This is a genomic window from Paenibacillus yanchengensis (genome assembly GCF_042684845.1).
GTDB classification, from domain to species: Bacteria; Bacillota; Bacilli; order Paenibacillales; family Paenibacillaceae; genus Pristimantibacillus; species Pristimantibacillus yanchengensis.
The window spans coordinates 73970-91820 of sequence record NZ_JBHUMH010000060.1; the positions used below are offsets into that span (position 1 = coordinate 73970).

At 37.8% G+C, this 17851-nt stretch carries 13 protein-coding genes; 12 read left to right on the forward strand and 1 reads right to left on the reverse strand.

Annotated elements, in window-relative coordinates; translation table 11 throughout:
* The first annotated feature begins 3 nt into the window (after positions 1-3).
* The 12 genes from ACFSTH_RS17190 to ACFSTH_RS17245 all read left to right on the forward strand — a co-directional run bounded on the left by ACFSTH_RS17190 (position 4) and on the right by ACFSTH_RS17245 (position 17273).
* Entirely contained in the window at positions 4-885 is an 882-nt protein-coding gene (locus tag ACFSTH_RS17190; RefSeq protein ID WP_377775151.1) for a carbohydrate ABC transporter permease, read from the forward strand.
* Between the two features lie 42 nt (positions 886-927).
* On the forward strand, positions 928-2511 hold the full coding sequence (locus ACFSTH_RS17195; protein WP_377775153.1) for an extracellular solute-binding protein: 1584 nt from the start codon (positions 928-930) through the stop codon (positions 2509-2511).
* A gap of 8 nt (positions 2512-2519) precedes the next feature.
* On the forward strand, positions 2520-4046 hold the full coding sequence (locus tag ACFSTH_RS17200) for a DUF5060 domain-containing protein (RefSeq protein WP_377775155.1): 1527 nt from the start codon (positions 2520-2522) through the stop codon (positions 4044-4046).
* Between the two features lie 81 nt (positions 4047-4127).
* Complete coding sequence (locus tag ACFSTH_RS17205; protein ID WP_377775157.1) at positions 4128-5030, forward strand: ABC transporter permease; 903 nt, start codon at positions 4128-4130, stop codon at positions 5028-5030.
* Positions 5031-5050: 20 nt separating this feature from the next.
* Positions 5051-5938 (forward strand): carbohydrate ABC transporter permease, encoded by an 888-nt coding sequence (locus ACFSTH_RS17210; protein WP_377775159.1) that lies wholly within the window; start codon positions 5051-5053, stop codon positions 5936-5938.
* Positions 5939-5967: 29 nt separating this feature from the next.
* Positions 5968-7704, forward strand: a complete 1737-nt coding sequence (locus tag ACFSTH_RS17215) for a sensor histidine kinase (protein WP_377775161.1) — start codon at positions 5968-5970, stop codon at positions 7702-7704.
* A gap of 4 nt (positions 7705-7708) precedes the next feature.
* Positions 7709-9364 (forward strand): response regulator, encoded by a 1656-nt coding sequence (locus tag ACFSTH_RS17220; RefSeq protein WP_377775163.1) that lies wholly within the window; start codon positions 7709-7711, stop codon positions 9362-9364.
* Positions 9365-9481: 117 nt separating this feature from the next.
* Positions 9482-11128, forward strand: a complete 1647-nt coding sequence (locus ACFSTH_RS17225) for an extracellular solute-binding protein (RefSeq protein WP_377775165.1) — start codon at positions 9482-9484, stop codon at positions 11126-11128.
* A 182-nt stretch (positions 11129-11310) separates the two neighbouring features.
* Positions 11311-14946 (forward strand): family 78 glycoside hydrolase catalytic domain, encoded by a 3636-nt coding sequence (locus ACFSTH_RS17230; protein ID WP_377775167.1) that lies wholly within the window; start codon positions 11311-11313, stop codon positions 14944-14946.
* 24 nt (positions 14947-14970) lie between these two features.
* Complete coding sequence (locus ACFSTH_RS17235) at positions 14971-15672, forward strand: SDR family NAD(P)-dependent oxidoreductase (protein WP_377775169.1); 702 nt, start codon at positions 14971-14973, stop codon at positions 15670-15672.
* Between the two features lie 227 nt (positions 15673-15899).
* The gene (locus tag ACFSTH_RS17240) at positions 15900-16850 is read left to right on the forward strand and encodes an EamA family transporter (protein ID WP_377775171.1); all 951 of its coding nucleotides are present in this window, start codon (positions 15900-15902) and stop codon (positions 16848-16850) included.
* Positions 16851-16928: 78 nt separating this feature from the next.
* Positions 16929-17273 (forward strand): hypothetical protein, encoded by a 345-nt coding sequence (locus tag ACFSTH_RS17245; protein ID WP_377775173.1) that lies wholly within the window; start codon positions 16929-16931, stop codon positions 17271-17273.
* An 81-nt stretch (positions 17274-17354) separates the two neighbouring features.
* On the opposite strand, the gene ACFSTH_RS17250 is transcribed toward ACFSTH_RS17245, so the two are convergent.
* On the reverse strand, positions 17355-17636 hold the full coding sequence (locus ACFSTH_RS17250) for a hypothetical protein (RefSeq protein WP_377775175.1): 282 nt from the start codon (positions 17634-17636) through the stop codon (positions 17355-17357).
* Between the last annotated feature and the right edge of the window lie 215 nt (positions 17637-17851).

Below are 17851 nucleotides of genomic sequence, written 5' to 3' on the forward strand. Positions count from 1 at the left end.
AAAGTGAAAATTTCAATCGATGAGAAACTATTTCGTGTTGTTGGTTACCCGCTAGTTGCTTTTTTTGCACTCATCTGTTTACTGCCTTTCATTTTAATACTGTCATCTTCTTTCAATAGTGAACAAGCTATCGTACAGAATGGATACAGTTTTATTCCTCAGCAGTTTAGTTTGGATGGGTACAAAGTTATTTTTGAAAATCCATTAGTTATTTTTCGATCCTATGGGATTACGATATTGATTACAGCGGCTGGCACAATTGCGAGCGTATTCATTAGTATGATGACGGGATACGTACTACAACGTCCTGATTTTCTATGGCGTAATAAATTATCTTTTTTCTTCTTTTTCACGACATTATTTAGTGGTGGTTTAGTACCTTGGTACATTTTATGTGTCAAATATTTGGGCATGAAAAATTCTTTATGGGCACTTATTTTGCCAGCAATGATTTCTGTTTGGCACATTTTGTTGGCGAAAGGGTTTATGAGAGGTATTCCATACGCTATTTCAGAATCTGCGAAAATAGATGGAGCTGGAGATTTTAAAATATTTATATCTTTAATTTTACCGTTATCGAAACCAGTAATGGCTACGATAGGATTATTTACCGCATTAACTTACTGGAATGATTGGTATCATAGTATGTTATTTATTTCCGAAGAACGGTTATACCCGCTTCAATATTTGTTGTATAAATTGTTGGGTGACATTCAAGCTATTCGCTCCATTATGGAGCAATCGGGATTATATATCGAATCTTTCCCAGTGGAATCGATGAAAATGGCATTAACGGTTATTGTGACGGGACCAATTATCTTTCTTTATCCGTTTGTACAAAAGTATTTTGTGCAGGGGCTAACGATCGGAGCTGTAAAAGGTTAATAGTTTGCTATTAAGATAATAAAACGAAAAAGGGGAATTTATATGATACGTAACGTTAAAAAATCTATAATTACGATGTTGGGATTATTATTGATCGTTTCTTTGGTAGCTGCTTGTTCCGCAGGATCAAACACCAATACAGCTAGTGAAGCTGGAGAACCATCGGGTACGGAACAATCGCCACAATTAACTAGTAATGGGATCGATATTTCGAAACATGTGGACTTAAAAATGTTTTTAATTGGTGATAAACCAGCTGATTTTGATAACGTTTATGATAAATTAAATGCGCTAATCAAACAAGATTTGAATGCGTCATTGCGCGTAGAATTTTTACCATTTAGTGATTGGACACAACGTTATCCATTACTATTCGCTTCTGGAGATGCGGTAGATTTGATCTATACGTCCGATTGGGCGATGTACGATCAAGAGGCAACCAAAGGTGCTTTTGCTGAAGTAACGGAAGAAATATTGGAAAAGTATATGCCAGAGACGAATAAACAACAAACGAAAGTTTCCTTTGACCAAGCTAAAATCAATGGCAAAGCTTATTTTGTACCTAATGACAAAAGTGCTGTATCCAATGCGAATGTTATTGTAATTAGAGGTGATTTGCGAGAAAAATATGGTTTGCCCGAAATAAAATCGATTTCTGATTTGGAAGCGTACTACGATGCAATTGCGAAAAATGAAAAAGGAATTTTTCCTTATGCTGCTTCACAAAACAATAATGAACTTCGCTCGATTATGCTGACTACATTAAATGAAATGTTTACCATTAATTATTATAGTGACTACTATCATCCTTTGGCAGAAAGTGAACTGTCTACACCAACTATTTCATGGATTTATGGATCAGAGCCATATAAGATATGGGTTGAAAAAATGAAAGAGTGGGCGGATAAAGGCTACTGGTCGAAAAACGCGATTTCTAATAAAACGCAACCACGAGATGCGTTTGAAAATGGTACGTCTGCTTCATTAATTTGGAATTTGGGTACCGTTTCTATGACTGCTCAAAAAGTACAACAAGAACATCCAGATTGGAAGCCGGAAATTTATGATATTGGCGAGCAGACAATTAAATTTTTGAGTCGTTTTACTGGTGATGGGATGGCAGTTGCTACAGCATCGAAACATAAAGAAAGAGCATTTATGTTGTTAGATAAGATGAAGTTCGATCGCAAATACAACGAATTAATGAGAATGGGAGTAGAAGGGGAGCACTGGATCGCTGTCGATGACAACAAGTGGGAAGCTGGTCCTAAGCAAGATCGATATCCGTTTGGTAGCGGAGGAACATGGGGAGTTAAAAGCGAAAATTATGAGCGAACAAGCGTCACTCAGCCAGAAATTATAACGGTTATTAACGATAAATGGTTGGAAAAAGTAAAGCAGCCGGCTACGTCAGGGTTTAGGTTAGATGAAAGTAAGATTAAAACAGAGTTAGCTGCTGTTAACAGTGCTAAGTCGAAGTATATACCATTGTTAGAACTAGGTTTAGTAGATGATGTAGAGAAAGTATTAGAACAATATAAAGCTGAAGTGATGAAAGTTGGGCAAGAAAAAATAGAAAGCGAAATAAATACGCAGCTGCAACAATATTTGGATAGCTTAAAATAAATGAAAAGGTGGGGATAGAGATAGAGCGGATAGAGATTTGGGATCAGTATGAGGTGAAATTATTGGGACCAAGTACAGGCAACCCATTCACACAAGTACAGTTGACAGCAACCTTTTCCATGCAACATAAAACAGTATCCGTTACAGGTTTTTATGATGGCGAAGGGGTATATCGCATTCGGTTTATGCCGCAGACTACTGGTATTTATCATTTTACAACGGAAAGTAACTGTCAGCAATTAGCAGGCATTACCGGATCATTTGAATGTATAGCTGCCAATGAGCATAACCAAGGTCCTGTTCAAGTTAGTGATCGCTATCATTTTTCTTACGCTACTGGTAAGCGTTATATTCCAGTCGGTACGACATCTTATGGCTGGGCGCATCAACAAGAAGCGTTAGCTACAGAAACGCTACAGACGTTAGCTGGTAGTCCCTTTAACAAAATACGAATGTGTATATTGCCACATTATAGCCCATATAGTGAGCGCCATATGGTGCATTATCCCTTTGTAGGAAATGCAGCGGACGGCTGGAATGAGCTGGAGTATAATCCACTATATTTTCAAATGTTAGAAAAGCGAATAATGCAATTACAGCAATTGGGCATTGAAGCTGACCTTATATTATTTCATCCATATAATCGTCAGTGGGGGTTTGATAAACTATCTCCTGAAGCCGATGATGCTTATATTAAATATGTAATGAGCCGATTCGCTAGTTTTCGTAACGTATGGTGGTCCATTGCTAATGAGTATGACTTTATGGAGCATAAAACAGAAGCAGATTGGTTGCGAATAGGTGAGCTAGTAGCCGAAAATAATGTGTATGACCAATTACTTTCTATTCATAATGGTTTTGTATTGTATGAACATTGGCAACCTTGGATTACTCATGTTTGTATGCAAGATGGATTAGCAGTCACTCATCCCGGTAGAGCTGTTGTGTTAAGAAACGTATATAAAAAACCAATTATATATGATGAAGTTTGTTATGAAGGAAACCTTCGTTTTCGGTGGGGTGGATTATTAGCAGAACAATTAGTAAGTCGTTACTGGAGAGGGATTACCGAAGGTACTTATGTTGGTCACGGGGAAGTATTGCGGGCGAGTAACCAAGGAGTAGATGAAGTATGGACAGGTATCGGAGGTCAGCTGCGAGGGAGTAGTGCAGAACGTATACAGTTTTATCGTGACATTATGGAAGCAGGTCCTGCTGAAGGAATGGAGCCGTTAGATGAATGGTTTCAAGTGGGAGTAGCTGGAAAAGAAGGAGTGTATTACTTGTTTTATTGGGAAACACCTCCGAAAACATGGCAATTTACAATTCCTGGTAAAGATATGCTGCTACAAGAAGGTAGCAAATTTCAAGTCGATATTATTAATACGTGGAATATGACCATCGAGCGTATTCCAGAAATATTTGAAACTGTACGACAAGATGATTATAGCTACGGTGATATTTATAATAGACAAATTGTGTTACCTGCCAAACGTTATTTGGCTTTAAGAATTACTGCATGTGCAGAGAGGTAAGTAAAAGATACATGAAGTAAAAATGCTCCACTATAAATATGGGATCCCCCTATTCTACACTAATAGTAGGAGGGGGATCTTATGGTTAAGAAAAGTAAATTTCGTAAAAACGGGCAGTTGCATGTGATGTTAGTTCCAGGTCTTATATTAGTTGCTATTTTTAGTTATTTGCCAATGGCAGGGCTTATTATTGCCTTTCAACAATTTAACCCTATGCTTGGTTTCAGTAAAATAACGTGGACAGGTTGGGAGAATTTTTCCTATATGGTATCCTTACCGGACTTTTTTCCTGCTTTTAAAAATACGGTCATTATTTCTTCTATGAAAATAGTAACAGGAATAATCGTGCCTGTAATGGTAGCGCTCATGCTTAACGAAGTACGTTCTGTTTTATTCAAACGATCGGTTCAAACGATTGTTTACATGCCTCATTTCTTCTCTTGGGTTATTTTGGGTGGAATTGTTGTAGATGTATTATCGCCAAGTGAAGGAATTGTCAACATGATCGTAAAGGCATTTGGCGGAGAATCAATTGCTTTTCTAACTAGTAATGAATGGTTTCGATACATCCTTGTCATTACCGATCAGTGGAAAGAGTTTGGATTTAGTACGATTGTTTACCTCGCTGCGCTAACGGCGATAGATCAAGGATTGTATGAAGCTGCTGTCATTGACGGTGCCAATCGTTGGCGACAAACATGGCATATTACACTGCCAGGTATTACACCGATTGTTGTACTCGTTAGTACGTTAAGTTTGGGAAATATTTTAAGCGGTGGCTTTGATCAAGTGTTCAATCTTTACAATCCTATGGTTTATGAAACAGGTGATATTTTGGATACGCTCGTTTATCGAATAGGAATTGTTCAAACGCAATATGCTGTTGCTGCTGCGATTGGTTTAATTAAATCAGTCATTTCTCTCGGCTTAATCGGATTTGGGTATTGGCTAGCTTATCGTATTGCTAATTATCGTATTTTTTAATCGAAAAAGGAGGTACACCGATGCACATAATGTCTCGAAGCTACAAGGTCTTTTTATGGATAAACAATATGATGTTAGTATTGTTAACCGTATTGTGTTTGTTTCCAGTTTTAAACGTATTAGCGGTATCCTTCAGTTCTAGCACTGCAGCTAGTGCAGGTGAAGTTATCTTCTGGCCTATTGAGTTTACACTGAAATCTTACTCGTTTGTATTACAAAGTGGTCAGTTTGTTATTTCCTTTTTGAACAGTGTTTGGCGTGTAGTACTAGGATTGATTATAAGTTTAATTATTACGGTATTAGTTGCTTATCCACTATCCAAGGAAAGTACTGCTTTTCCACAGCGAACTGTTTATGCATGGATATTTGTCTTTACGATGTTATTTAGTGGTGGTATTATTCCAAGCTTTTTAGTAATAAAGGAACTAGGTTTGCTAAATTCCATATGGGCTTTAGTATTGCCGTCTGGTGTGCAAGTTTTTAACATCGTATTGATGTTGAACTTTTTTCGAGGATTACCAAAGGAGTTAGAAGAGGCTAGTTTTATGGATGGTGCAAATCATGTCCAAACGTTGGTTAAAGTGTATTTACCCATTTCCTTGCCAAGCTTAGCTACGATTTTTCTGTTTACCTTAGTGATGCATTGGAACTCGTGGTTTGATGGGATGTTGTATATGAATCATACCGACAAATATCCACTGGCTACGTATTTACAATCTGTACTTAATAAAACAGCCATTCCACAAACCAATTTGACATTAGAGCAAGTGCAGGCATTGCAGTCGGTTTCTAATCGAACGGTGAGTGCCGCTCAAATTTTCATTACAGCCTTTCCCATATTGGCTATCTATCCCTTTTTACAAAAATATTTTGTTAAAGGTCTAGTACTTGGTAGTGTGAAAGGATGAAAGCTTTCTAGCAAATGAGGGACAAAACTATGAAATTTCGTTGGAACTCTATGTTTGTAAAAATATTAATTATGTTTTTATTGCTTATTATCCCTTTGTATGGTGCGAGTATTTGGTTTACTAAATACAGTTCAAAACAAATGCATAGCGAACTAGAGCATTCGAATCAATCCGTGCTCCAATTTCATTATGCAACATTACAGTTTGAGCTACAACGAATGAGCGATTTGCTGTTAGAATATGCTGTTGACAGTGTTATCGCAGATTTTGACACGTTAGTACCTATTTTATCGAATTATGAAAAAGATTTTAGATTAAATGAAATATTACAAAAAATGAAACAAATGAAAGCTAGCAGTTCTTATTTAGCGGATGTTCGTTTCTATATACCTAGCTCGCAAAAGATCGTATCTGCCAAACAAGGGATTTCGACTATAGCAGACGAACAGTGGCAGGGGCTGCTAAAAACAAGAGGGAACTTAAGTGGCAATATTGTCGTATACGAAAATCACTTATATGTCATGCATGCTGTTCCTACTTTACTGGATAGTTCTCTAACTCCAAATTTTATACTAGTTGCCGAAATATCGAAGAAGGAACTTTTAAAACAAATAAACTTAATTGGAAAAGGAACAGATAGTGGTGCGTTTATTCAATTTACACCATTTGCTTTTCAACTGGGCGATGAAGAGAGTCTGCAAGTAGCTACGCACTATCAGCCTTCTAATCCTATTGATTATAAGGTAGGTGTAATCCCATATGAATCGAAAGACACCCTTTTCTACGCTATTGTTGATCCTAACTATGGATTTGAACTCGTAAGTTACATACAAAAGCAGGTGATGTTACAACCAATCCGTCACTATTATTTTTGGATGTTACTATTAACGATGGTGTCTTTTTTGCTGGTGGTGTTATTTAGTTACGGTATCTATCTTTTTATTCACCGACCGCTATTTCGACTTGTCCGAGGGTTTCGTACCGTAGAACGTGGGGACATCGCACTGTTACGGGATGAGAAGCGGACAGATGAGTTTGGATATTTGTATGAGCAATTTGATAAAATGCAAAAAAAATTGTATGTTTTGATCCAAGATAATTATGTGCAACGGATTCGTATGCAAGATGCTGAACTTAAACATCTTCAATCACAAATTGCTCCTCATTTTCTGTATAACAGTTTATTTACGATCAAACAAATGGCTGAATTGGAAAATATAGAAGATATAAAACAGTTTTCTGATTATCTAGGACAATATTTTCGATTTATGACGAGAGATTACAAAAAAGAAATGCAATTAGGGGAAGAATGGGAGCATGCTCTCATTTATTTGCATATACAGGAGATTCGTTTTTCACATCGTATAGCGATGGACATTGAACCATTACCAAAACACTATGCCTCTTTACTAGTACCCCGAATCATATTGCAACCACTTGTAGAAAACGTATTCAAACATGGGCTGGCAAATATAACTTCGGGTGGCTACCTGTACATGAACGTGAAAGCTCATCCACAAGCTTTAACCATTACTATAGCAGATAATGGAGGAAGTTTAACGGATACGAAACTTTTTCAGTTACAAAATCAACTACGAAACATAACGACTACTGGTATACAAGGAGAAATTACAGGGTTAATGAATGTTCATCAACGATTACAAATGTACTTTGGAATAACGTATGGACTTACATTAGAACGCAGTAGTTTAGGTGGTTTAAAAATTGTCGTTTCATTGCCGCTTCAAAATAAAGAGGGGGAGTAGTTATATGCGACGTTTGCTCATCGTGGATGATGAACCAATTATTGTAAATGGTTTGCAGCAATTTTTTATAAAAAAACAACTAAACGATGTAGAAGTTGTAACCGCTTATTCTGCGAAAGAGGCGTTGACTTGGTTAGAGTCCATCCATATTGATGTTGTGCTTAGCGATATTTGTATGCCTGAGCTAGATGGATTGCAATTACTGCAAGCGATAGAAAAGTTTTGGCCAAGGTGCAAAGTGGTTCTATTGACTGGACATGATGAATTTGAATATGCACACCAAGCACTTAGGAGTGCTAATGTTATTGATTATATATTAAAGACAGAAGGAATGGAGAAGATTGGTCAATCTGTACAGCATGCTTTTTATGTCATTCGAGAAGAATTATCGGTTTATCATCATAAAGTGTGGTTACAAGAAGAGTTGCCACAAGCTCTAATGCAGCTGCAGCAACAATTATTGCGAGAAGTTTTGCGAGAAGTCCCAATAACAGGAAATAGACAGTTACAAACCGAGTTTACTGCTTTGCAATTACCGCTTGACACTACAAAATCTGTATTGGTAATCATGTTACATATCGAACAATGGGGAAAATATGAGACGACATCAGAACGGGATCTTATGTTATTCGCTATCAGTAATATCGTAGAAGAGTTGCTTGCTGATCGGGTTACTGTGAAGTGTGTACAATATGATGGTTATACTATTGCGGCAGTTATTCAACTGCAAAAAGAAGGAGTGGAACGAAGGGGTCTTGAGCAGGAAAAAGGATATGTTCCATTCGTTCACCGTACTTTAGAAGTCATCCAACAAACGAGCAGAGAGTTGTTTACCCTCCATATTTCCATTGCGGCTAGTGGACAGTTACGTCCGTTTAACGAGCTTTCAAGTGAAGTTAATCGATTAAGATTAGTACTGCTCAGTGATCGGTTTCGAGGGAATGAGAGACTGGCAATTACTAGTTTTCAACCATTAAACAACCACGAAGAGAAAAGGGGTAGACAAGCAGCTTTTTATTTTTTAGAAAAAATGCATCAAAGTTTGTTGCAAGAACAAGGAGAAGACTGGCCTCATTATTTTCAAAAGTTTGTAAATTTGTTTACAGAAGATGGCCCAATGGACCCGTTTGATCGCTTGCTCATTGTTCAGGCATTAACTCGTCAGACAATTTTATGTTTAGAGGAACTAGGCCTTAAGGATAAAGCGATTGCGGAGTCCAATTTATTATATCTATTTCAAATTGATCCATCTACTTCATGGCGAGAAATTATTTCGTTTTATCGTTTGCAGCTGGAATGGATGCAAGCGATGCGGAATGATCATTTGCAGTTGGAACAATCCAATTTAATTGGTCGTATTCATTATTTTGTTCGCAATAACTTACACCGCAACGTTTCGGTTTCGGCTATTGCGAGAGAGGTTTCGCTAAATCCTTCTTACTTGTCTCGGTGGTATAAGCAAACGTGTGGACATGCGCTATCCGACTTCATCCAAGAAGTCAGAATAGAACGAAGTAAGGAGTTGCTGGCTACAACAACGTGTAAAATTCACGAAATATCAGAAAAACTTGGTTTAGCCGATACACAATATTTTTATCGTTTTTTCAAAAAAAACGTTGGTTGTACCCCGCAAGAATATCGTAATCAATTTAGTAATTAAGTGGAAAGTAATAGAAAGATACGTAATGTAAGGACTATCCACTATTGGTGAAAATAACGGTTATATACAATATAGATGTACAGGAATTAGATTGCATATTATAAGGAGGGCTTTTTTATGAAACATTATTTGCGCATGACTTACTCCGTAATACTGATTTTAATGCTTACTTTTATGGCTGCATGTTCTAACGGAAAGACTACTGAATCGGCAAAAAGTGATGAGACAATTTCGATTATTTCTGAAGATGACGGTCCTTTGTCAAAATATGCGGTGCCAGTGACTGTTCGTACAGTCATGAATGATGTAGGCAAAGATTTTCTTTCAGAAGGTGATACGCTGGAAAATAACGTTTGGACGCGTGGTTATGAAGAAGAGTTGAATATTAAACTTACATTTGATTGGATTGTTGAAGCTGCGAATGCTTCAAGCAAACTGAATGTTACACTGACTGGCGGAGACATTCCGGATATATTCGCAGTTGGACATACGCAATTCAAGCAATTACTAGAAGCTGGAAAAATTACAGACTTAACCGAAGTTTTTGACAAGTACGCTTCGCAGCAGCTTAAATCTTTTTATAGTATGGGAGGCGATGGACTGAAACCGGTTCGGCATGAAGATAAGTTGTATGGATTGACTGATTATAGTGGGTCAGTAGATACAGCGCCGATGGTATATATTCGAAGTGACTGGATGGAAAACCTACAGTTAAAACCACCCAAAACAATAGATGACTTAATTATGATTGCTACTGCATTTACAGAACAAGATCCGGATAAGAATAATATAAAAGATACGTATGGTTTTCAGTTTAATAAAGATCTAGACGGTGGCTGGACGATGAAGATGAATGGTTTTGCCAACGCCTATGGTGCTTTTCCTCGAATTTGGGTGAAAGATGACAAGGAGCAACTCGTTTATGGTAGTATTCAACCAGAAATGAAAGTGGCACTTGAAAAATTACAACAATTATACAAACAAGGTGTGATAGATCAGGAATTTGGGACGAAAGATGTCAATAAAGCTGCTGAGTCTATTATGGCAGGAAAAGCTGGTATATTTTTCGGTCCGTTAGCCTCTCCTTTTGCCATTGGAACCATGATGCAAGATGAAACTATCGATTGGATGGCTTATCCTATTCCGTCTGAAACAGGTGAACCGACTGTTGTACCTAGTGAAATCCAAAACGCAACCGTTTTTGTAGTACGTAAAGATTTTGCTCATCCAGAAGCATTAATTAAATTGTTGAACTTTGCTGTAGAAAAATTATACGGACAATCTGCGGAACAAGAAGCGGGCAAATACTTAGGTGATGGTGGTCAGGGATTTCAAGTAACGCCATTTAAAATGTTGCAACCTAATAAAAATGTACTGATTTATGAGAATGTCGTGAATGCGCTACAAAGCGGGGATACCAGTAATCTAAATCGTGAAGAATGGAGTAATTATGAGTTTATTCAAGCATACCGCTCTGGAACAGATCGTTCAAAATGGGTGTATGAACGTATTTTCGGACCAGAAAGCACAATTGCTGTTGTTAAATATTACATGGATAATGATTTACTGAAACTCAATCAGTTTAGTGCTCCTCCAACTACAACAATGGCTACTAAAAAGGCTACGTTAGAACGACTAGAACTTGAAACGTTTTCAAAAATTATTTATGGAGCTGCGTCAATTGATGAGTTTGATAAGTTTGTAATGGATTGGAAGAAACTTGGTGGTAGTCAAATGACAGAAGAAGTTAATGAACAAAGGTAGCAAATAAATGATTGATATTAGCATAATCACGTTGTTTTTAACTTGTCATAACAAAAGATGTTGATGATGATATAACTTATGAGTATAATGAATGGTATGATAAACAGTTTATATAAACAAATTATTTTGTATAGTAAAATTTAATTAATTTTATATGATTTTTGCAATTAGAGGAGGACATAATGGATATTGCCAATTGTTTAACACCCTATAAGTGGAAGGAACCGGTTCTAGTTGGTTCAGGTATAAAAGGTGCATTTGATTATCATGCTGTTGATTGTTCTTTTGTATTTCGTCACAATGATCGGTTTTATATGATGTATGTTGGATTTGATGGAATTGGCTATCAGACTGCGCTTGCAACTAGTGATGATCTACTAAACTGGGAGCATTTAGCATTAATTTTGACCAGAAGTGAAGATGAGAGTCGTTGGGATGCTCGTAATGTGGCTGGCACTTGGATGTTAAGAGACAATAATCTGCATGGATCAGCGGAGTTGAAAAAATGGCAAGGAAAATATTGGCTGGTGTATCACGCTTATCCTGGCGAAGGTTATGAAACGGGTTCAGCGAAAATCGGCTTAGCGTGGACAGAAGATGAAAATCTGTTAGAGTGGCATCGGTTAGAAGATCCGATTCTTGTGCCGGAAGATGGGGAAGCTTGGGAGCTAGGCGGATTGTATAAAGAATGTTTAGTGGAACATGAAGGACAATTTTATTTGTTTTATAATGCGAAAAATCAAGATCACGGGCGTTGGATTGAACAAACAGGTATTGCTATGTCTACTGATTTAATCAACTGGACGCGGCATCAGCAAAATCCGGTATTGCCAGTAACAGAAGGCGCATGGGATAGTGGGTTTGCTAGTGATCCATGTGTACTACAGGATGGTTCTCGTTGGGTTATGTTCTATTTTGGATTTGATTTTAAGAAAGCACAAGAAGGCATCGCTATTTCGGATAATTTGCTAGATTGGGAAAAATATGAACAACCGATTATAGAAGTAGGCACTGGCACGGAATTAGATGCTTCCTATGCACATAAACCATCCGTCATTACGCATAATGGTATTTTATATCATTTTTATACCGCTTGTCGGAAACCGCAGCCTGGGGATGCCACATGTAACTTTTTTCCGGAGTTTCGAACGATTGCTGTTGCTACATCTAAGCCGTTGGTCGTTTCGGAAATGTGGACAGACGGATTGAAAAATCCACTAGGAATAGATAATGCGACACCTAGATTGAGTTGGTCTTACTTGCATGATCTACCTAACGATTTTACTCCACATAGCTATCGTATTAATGTAGCATCTAGTGAAGCGTTATTGTGGGAAAACCAAGTGGATATGTGGGATAGCGGAATCGTGAATAGCAATGAACATACATCTATTGTATATGGTGGAACGTTGCTTCAACCAGGTAAGCGCTATTATTGGCGAGTGAGCGTCTATGATGCTGCGGGAGAACAATATAATAGTTACATTGCTTGGTGGGAAATGGGTCTGATGCGTCAAGAAAATTGGCAAGGAAAATGGATTGCTCATCCGGAAGGAAAAACAAACAAGGGTGCTACTTTATTTGAGCAGCAAATAGATATTAAGCCCAATATAAAAAAAGCTAGAATGTATGTATGCGGACTTGGGCATTTTGAGTTAAAATTGAATGGAAACAAAGTAGGAAACAATGAGCTGGAGCCTGGGTGGACCAATTATGATCAATCTGTGTTGTATACGGTATATGATGTAACAAATGATTTAAACTGTGGAAATAACAGCATCTCTATTGAAGTTGGTAACGGCTTCTACCATGTTGTAGGTGGTCGTTATACGAAGTTTAAGGACTCGTTCGGAACACCCACTTGCCGGCTAAATCTTGTTGTAGATTATGTCGATGGTTCAACAACAACGTTTTATACGGATGAGCAGTGGGTAACAAGTTTTAGTCCTACCATATTTAGCTGTATTTATGGTGGAGAAGATTATAATGCCTTGCTTGAAAATAATTTAACGTGGATCAAGGTGATAGTAATTGATGGTCCCAAAGGAAAGCTGCAAGCACAATCGATCCCTGCCATCCAAGTACTGAAAACGTTTCAACCGCAGCAAGTGAACCAACTAAACGATAATACTTATATTATTGATTTTGGACAAAATTTTTCGGGTTGGCCGAAAATAACAGTGAGTGGCAAACAAGGTGCACAAGTGAAGCTTATACCGGGAGAATTACTAACGGATGAAGGTTTGGTAAATCAAAAATGGACGGGGTCTCCATGCGAATTTAATTACACTTTAAAAGGGGAGACTGTAGAAATATGGAATCCCAAATTTACGTATAGTGGTTTCCGTTATTTGCAAATAGAAGGTGCTACTTTATGCGACACCTTATTTACTCAATGTCAAAGTCATAAGTCGAACGCAGCGGTCATTGTCCATCAGATACAAGGTGAAATGTTATCTACTAATGTTAATCGTGCAGGTAGTTTTTCTTGCTCTGATTCGTTAATTAACCGTGTGCACGATATCATTCATTGGGCAATGGTCAGCAATACGAAAAGTGTCTTTACAGACTGTCCACATCGTGAAAAACTTGGATGGTTAGAGCAGGTACATTTGATGGGACCTTCGTTAATTTATAATTTTGATATGGAAGCTATGTTTCACAAAGTGATGCAAGATATGCAGGAAGCGCAGCTGGATAATGGTATGATACCAACTACTGCTCCAGAGTATGTCGTATTCCAAAAACCATGGGACATGTTTCGACATGCGACCCCATGGGGTGGTTCCTTTATTTTAATGGCATGGGAAGTATTGCAGCGTTATGGAAATAGCAAGTTAATCGAAACCTACTACAAAGATATGCAGCGCTATATAGACTACTTAGCAAAACAAGCAAAAAATCATATTATTCAAGGTGGCTTAGGAGATTGGTATGATATTGGTCCCGAAGGACCGGGCTTTTCGCAAGCTACCCCAGTTTCTTTGGTGGAAACAGCGATCTATTATCATTTGACTGACATTATGCAAAAAATAGCTAATCTATTAGCTTTGGAGGAAGATAGGAAGTTATACGAAGTTCAGCTACAACATATATACGAAGCTTTTCAGGCGCACTTTTGGAATGAAGAGCTGCAAACGTATGCTGGTGGAAGTGATACAGCATTAGCCATGCCATTGGTACTCGGTTTAGTTGCTGAACGTCATCAATCGTTGCTTACTAGCAAGTTGGCGGAACAAATGGAGAAGCGAGGGTACCAAACGACTGCTGGTGATGTAGGGCATCGTTATGTATTGCAAGCGCTTAGCAGGCATGGATATAATGATCTTATTGTTAAAATGTTGCAAAATAGTGATTCTCCAGGCTACGGATACCAAATTAAACACGGTGCAACTACATTAACAGAAGCTTGGGATGGGCCAACCGTAGGCAAGTCGCAAAATCACTTTATGCTTGGTCATATAGAGGAGTGGTTTTACAATCATCTAGCGGGCTTGGATTATCATTTTAACTACGAGACTAAACAATTTCAGATGGTTGTCGAACCATATTTTGCAGACAGCTTGCAATGGGCAGCAGCTTCGCAACGTTTACGCGCTGGTGATGCTGCGGTTCGTTGGGAGAAAAATGAACTTGGCGATATAAAATTGCGGGTTACTGTACCGGCTAACACTATTTGTGAAGTAAAGTTACATAAAGGACAGCTAAAAGCAACAAAACAATGGAAAATTCCAGCAACTGTAACAACGATATCGGAAAATGCAGAAGTAATGACTTTAACGATGGATTCAGGTAGTTTTACTATGGACGCATGTTAAATAAATGAGCGGAGTGTGAACAGAATGAATATACTAATAACTGGAGCAAATCGTGGATTAGGGCTAGCACTTTTAACTGAATCATTAGAGCGGGGACATCAAGTATGGGCTACTGTTAGAGCAGATGTGGTAGATGGTAGTGACTTGCAGCAGCTCCAAAAAAAATACACGAATCATTTAAATATCGTAAAATTGGACGTTTTGGGTGAAGCTTCCGTGCAAACGGCAGCTGAGCAATTACGTCAAAACAAAGTCATTCTGGATTGTATTATTAACAATGCAGCTATCGTTTTAGGTCGTAGTTCTACGTTAGAACAAGTAGACCTAAATGATGTAGCTCATACGATGGATGTTAATTTATATGGTCCGATCCGCATACTTAAACATTTCTCATCGTTATTAGTGCAGGATAAATCGCCGATAGTTATTAATATATCATCTGCTTCTGGAAGTTACGATAAAGCGTATGGCGGTGATTATCCTTATGCGATCTCGAAAGCGGCGCTAAATTTCTTTAACTATCAATTACGTTTAATCGAGCGTCCTTATCCGATACAAGCTTTTGCCATCCATCCCGGTTGGTTAAAAACGGATATGGGGGGCGAGGCTGCCCCAACAGAGCCACATGATCACGCACCAGCGATTATCGATATGGCAGAAGGTAAAAGCTCCTATATGGCAGACACTATTTTGGTTGATCATCGAGGAGACCCTTTACCTAATTAGTTATATTTTCAAGTAGTCACTTGACTTTTCTTTTATTAAGCTGCAAAATGTATTTTAGTTTGTGTAATTTCATGAAGTGATCTCGTATAGCCTCACTAAACTCGAAACAGGGTGAGGGTCTCTACAGGAAGCCTTTACTTCCTAGCTACGAATAACAACGCATCTATCATTTAGATGCTGTTGTCGTAGCTAGGTTTTTTATGTTGAAAGAAGGAGTGGAAAAGTAAGTGAAACATATTATGGCTGTATTTTGGGGAGCAGCAAGTTATGGTATTTTGTCTACATTTGTAGTATTAGCGTATGACAGAGGTTTTCAACTAGGAGAAGTAGTAGGAGCTCAATTGTTTTTCGGACTTGTTCTCATTACTTGTCTCGTACTAGCGAAGCAATGGAAAGAAAAGAAAAAAAATAAGTTACAGTCACAGCAAGCGATCACCATTAGAGAAAATGATGAACATGTACGATTGGATGGTAAAAAAGCGATGCTATTAATGGTAGCAGGTATTCCTCAGGCGGCAACAGGATTGTTGTATTATCATACGTTAAAGTATGTGCCTGCTTCGCTAGCGATTATATTGTTGTTCCAATTTGTTTGGATTAGCGTGTTAATACAATCTATCCGACAGAGGAAATGGCCGCAGGCAATGGTACTCGTTTCACTTGCAGTTGTCATTGTCGGCACAGTGTTTGCAGCGGGCATTTTGGAAGATAGCTTTGCGAATATTAGTATGATTGGCATTGGGTTTGGTTTACTAGCAGCGGTGAGTTATACATTATTTTTATTAATTAGTGGAAATGTCTATCCCAAAGCAAATCCGGTTTATCGAAGTTTTTGGATGATTGCAGGAGCTTTTATAACTTTATCGATTATTTATCCACCTACGTTTTTATTTAATGGTCGTCTATTTTCGGAGTTAGCATTATTCGGACTAATATTGGGCTGTTTTGGAGCATTCATTCCACCATTATTGTTTGCATACGGTATTCCTAAAATAGGGGAAGGTGCAGCAGGCATATTAGGAGCTGTGGAGCTTCCTGTAGCGGTTTTTATGTCTATGTTAGTGTTGAAAGAAGAAGTAGGTATACTCAAGTGGATGGGCGTTATCCTTGTCCTCATTGGAATTGTTATACCTGAGCTGACTCGAAAAAAGCGATCTCCTATACCGAAGACAAGATAATAAGTACTGTTGAGCATAGAGGCGTGTTAGTGTAGACTAAAGAGAGGGAAAAAGTAGTAAAATCAAAAGGGGAACGCTATGTTTACTGGAAAAGCACAAACACTTAGTCGAGTGTTACAAGTTGTTTTTATTGTTTCGTTTATCGTCATTGTATTTTTTATGATGTTTGACCGCGGAGAAATTGAAGTTGGCAAGACGTATGATGTTATTGAAGGAAGTATCATTGCACAATCAGCAGAAGATTTGGAGAAACTCGATAATGCGCGGAGAACTCCCCAGTTTAAAGCGTTGTCGGAACAATTATCTATTGAACGAGCACCGAAATCGCTCCATGTATTAGTTATTGACCGTATAGCGAAAGTTTGTCAAATTGAAAGCGAACAATTAAAAGGATTTACATCGTGCGAATCTATTTTAAAGTAACATAAACAGCTGGACCTATACATGATGATATGTTTTCATCGTAGTATACAGAGGTACAGCTGTTTTTATTTCCAACGTATATTAATGAGTCGGTAGTTGCAGTAGCGTACGTGGATACTGACAATCTTTGCGAATGCAGTGAGTCGTTTTATCATAAGTAGATTGATTTAAGCGAAAGTGTATGTCTAATATAGGTAAACTTGGGTCAACGTACAGCATAGATTCTGTGAAAGAGCAGCGTTTAAAATTAAAATCTAACGTTTGAATGAAGATAACACATTTGCGAAAAGAACAATTTTGGAAAGTGAACCCATCAAAACTAATTGTTTCATTTTCAAAATGTTCATTTTCAATAATTTCCATGATGTGTAACACTCCTTTTGTGATGGTAAATCGCTTCAATATTGTTATACAAGTAAACAACGATGAGAGAACAAGTTCCATCATATCAAAGCCTATTTGCAATGTTTGTCAAAATAACAAGACGCAATAGTAATACTTATCGACATAATAATGTGCAGATCCGAGAAAAATGAAGTAATTTGTATATGATAATTATATGCGCACGCTGTATGTCT

Coding starts and splice junctions, on each gene's coding strand:
- ACFSTH_RS17195 (WP_377775153.1), top strand. CDS start 928: ATGATACGTAACGTTAAAAAATCTATAATTACGATGTTGGGATTATTA.
- ACFSTH_RS17205 (WP_377775157.1), top strand. CDS start 4,128: ATGGTTAAGAAAAGTAAATTTCGTAAAAACGGGCAGTTGCATGTGATG.
- ACFSTH_RS17210 (WP_377775159.1), top strand. CDS start 5,051: ATGCACATAATGTCTCGAAGCTACAAGGTCTTTTTATGGATAAACAAT.
- ACFSTH_RS17215 (WP_377775161.1), top strand. CDS start 5,968: ATGAAATTTCGTTGGAACTCTATGTTTGTAAAAATATTAATTATGTTT.
- ACFSTH_RS17220 (WP_377775163.1), top strand. CDS start 7,709: ATGCGACGTTTGCTCATCGTGGATGATGAACCAATTATTGTAAATGGT.
- ACFSTH_RS17225 (WP_377775165.1), top strand. CDS start 9,482: ATGAAACATTATTTGCGCATGACTTACTCCGTAATACTGATTTTAATG.
- ACFSTH_RS17230 (WP_377775167.1), top strand. CDS start 11,311: ATGGATATTGCCAATTGTTTAACACCCTATAAGTGGAAGGAACCGGTT.
- ACFSTH_RS17235 (WP_377775169.1), top strand. CDS start 14,971: ATGAATATACTAATAACTGGAGCAAATCGTGGATTAGGGCTAGCACTT.
- ACFSTH_RS17245 (WP_377775173.1), top strand. CDS start 16,929: ATGTTTACTGGAAAAGCACAAACACTTAGTCGAGTGTTACAAGTTGTT.
- ACFSTH_RS17250 (WP_377775175.1), bottom strand. CDS start 17,636: ATGGAAATTATTGAAAATGAACATTTTGAAAATGAAACAATTAGTTTT.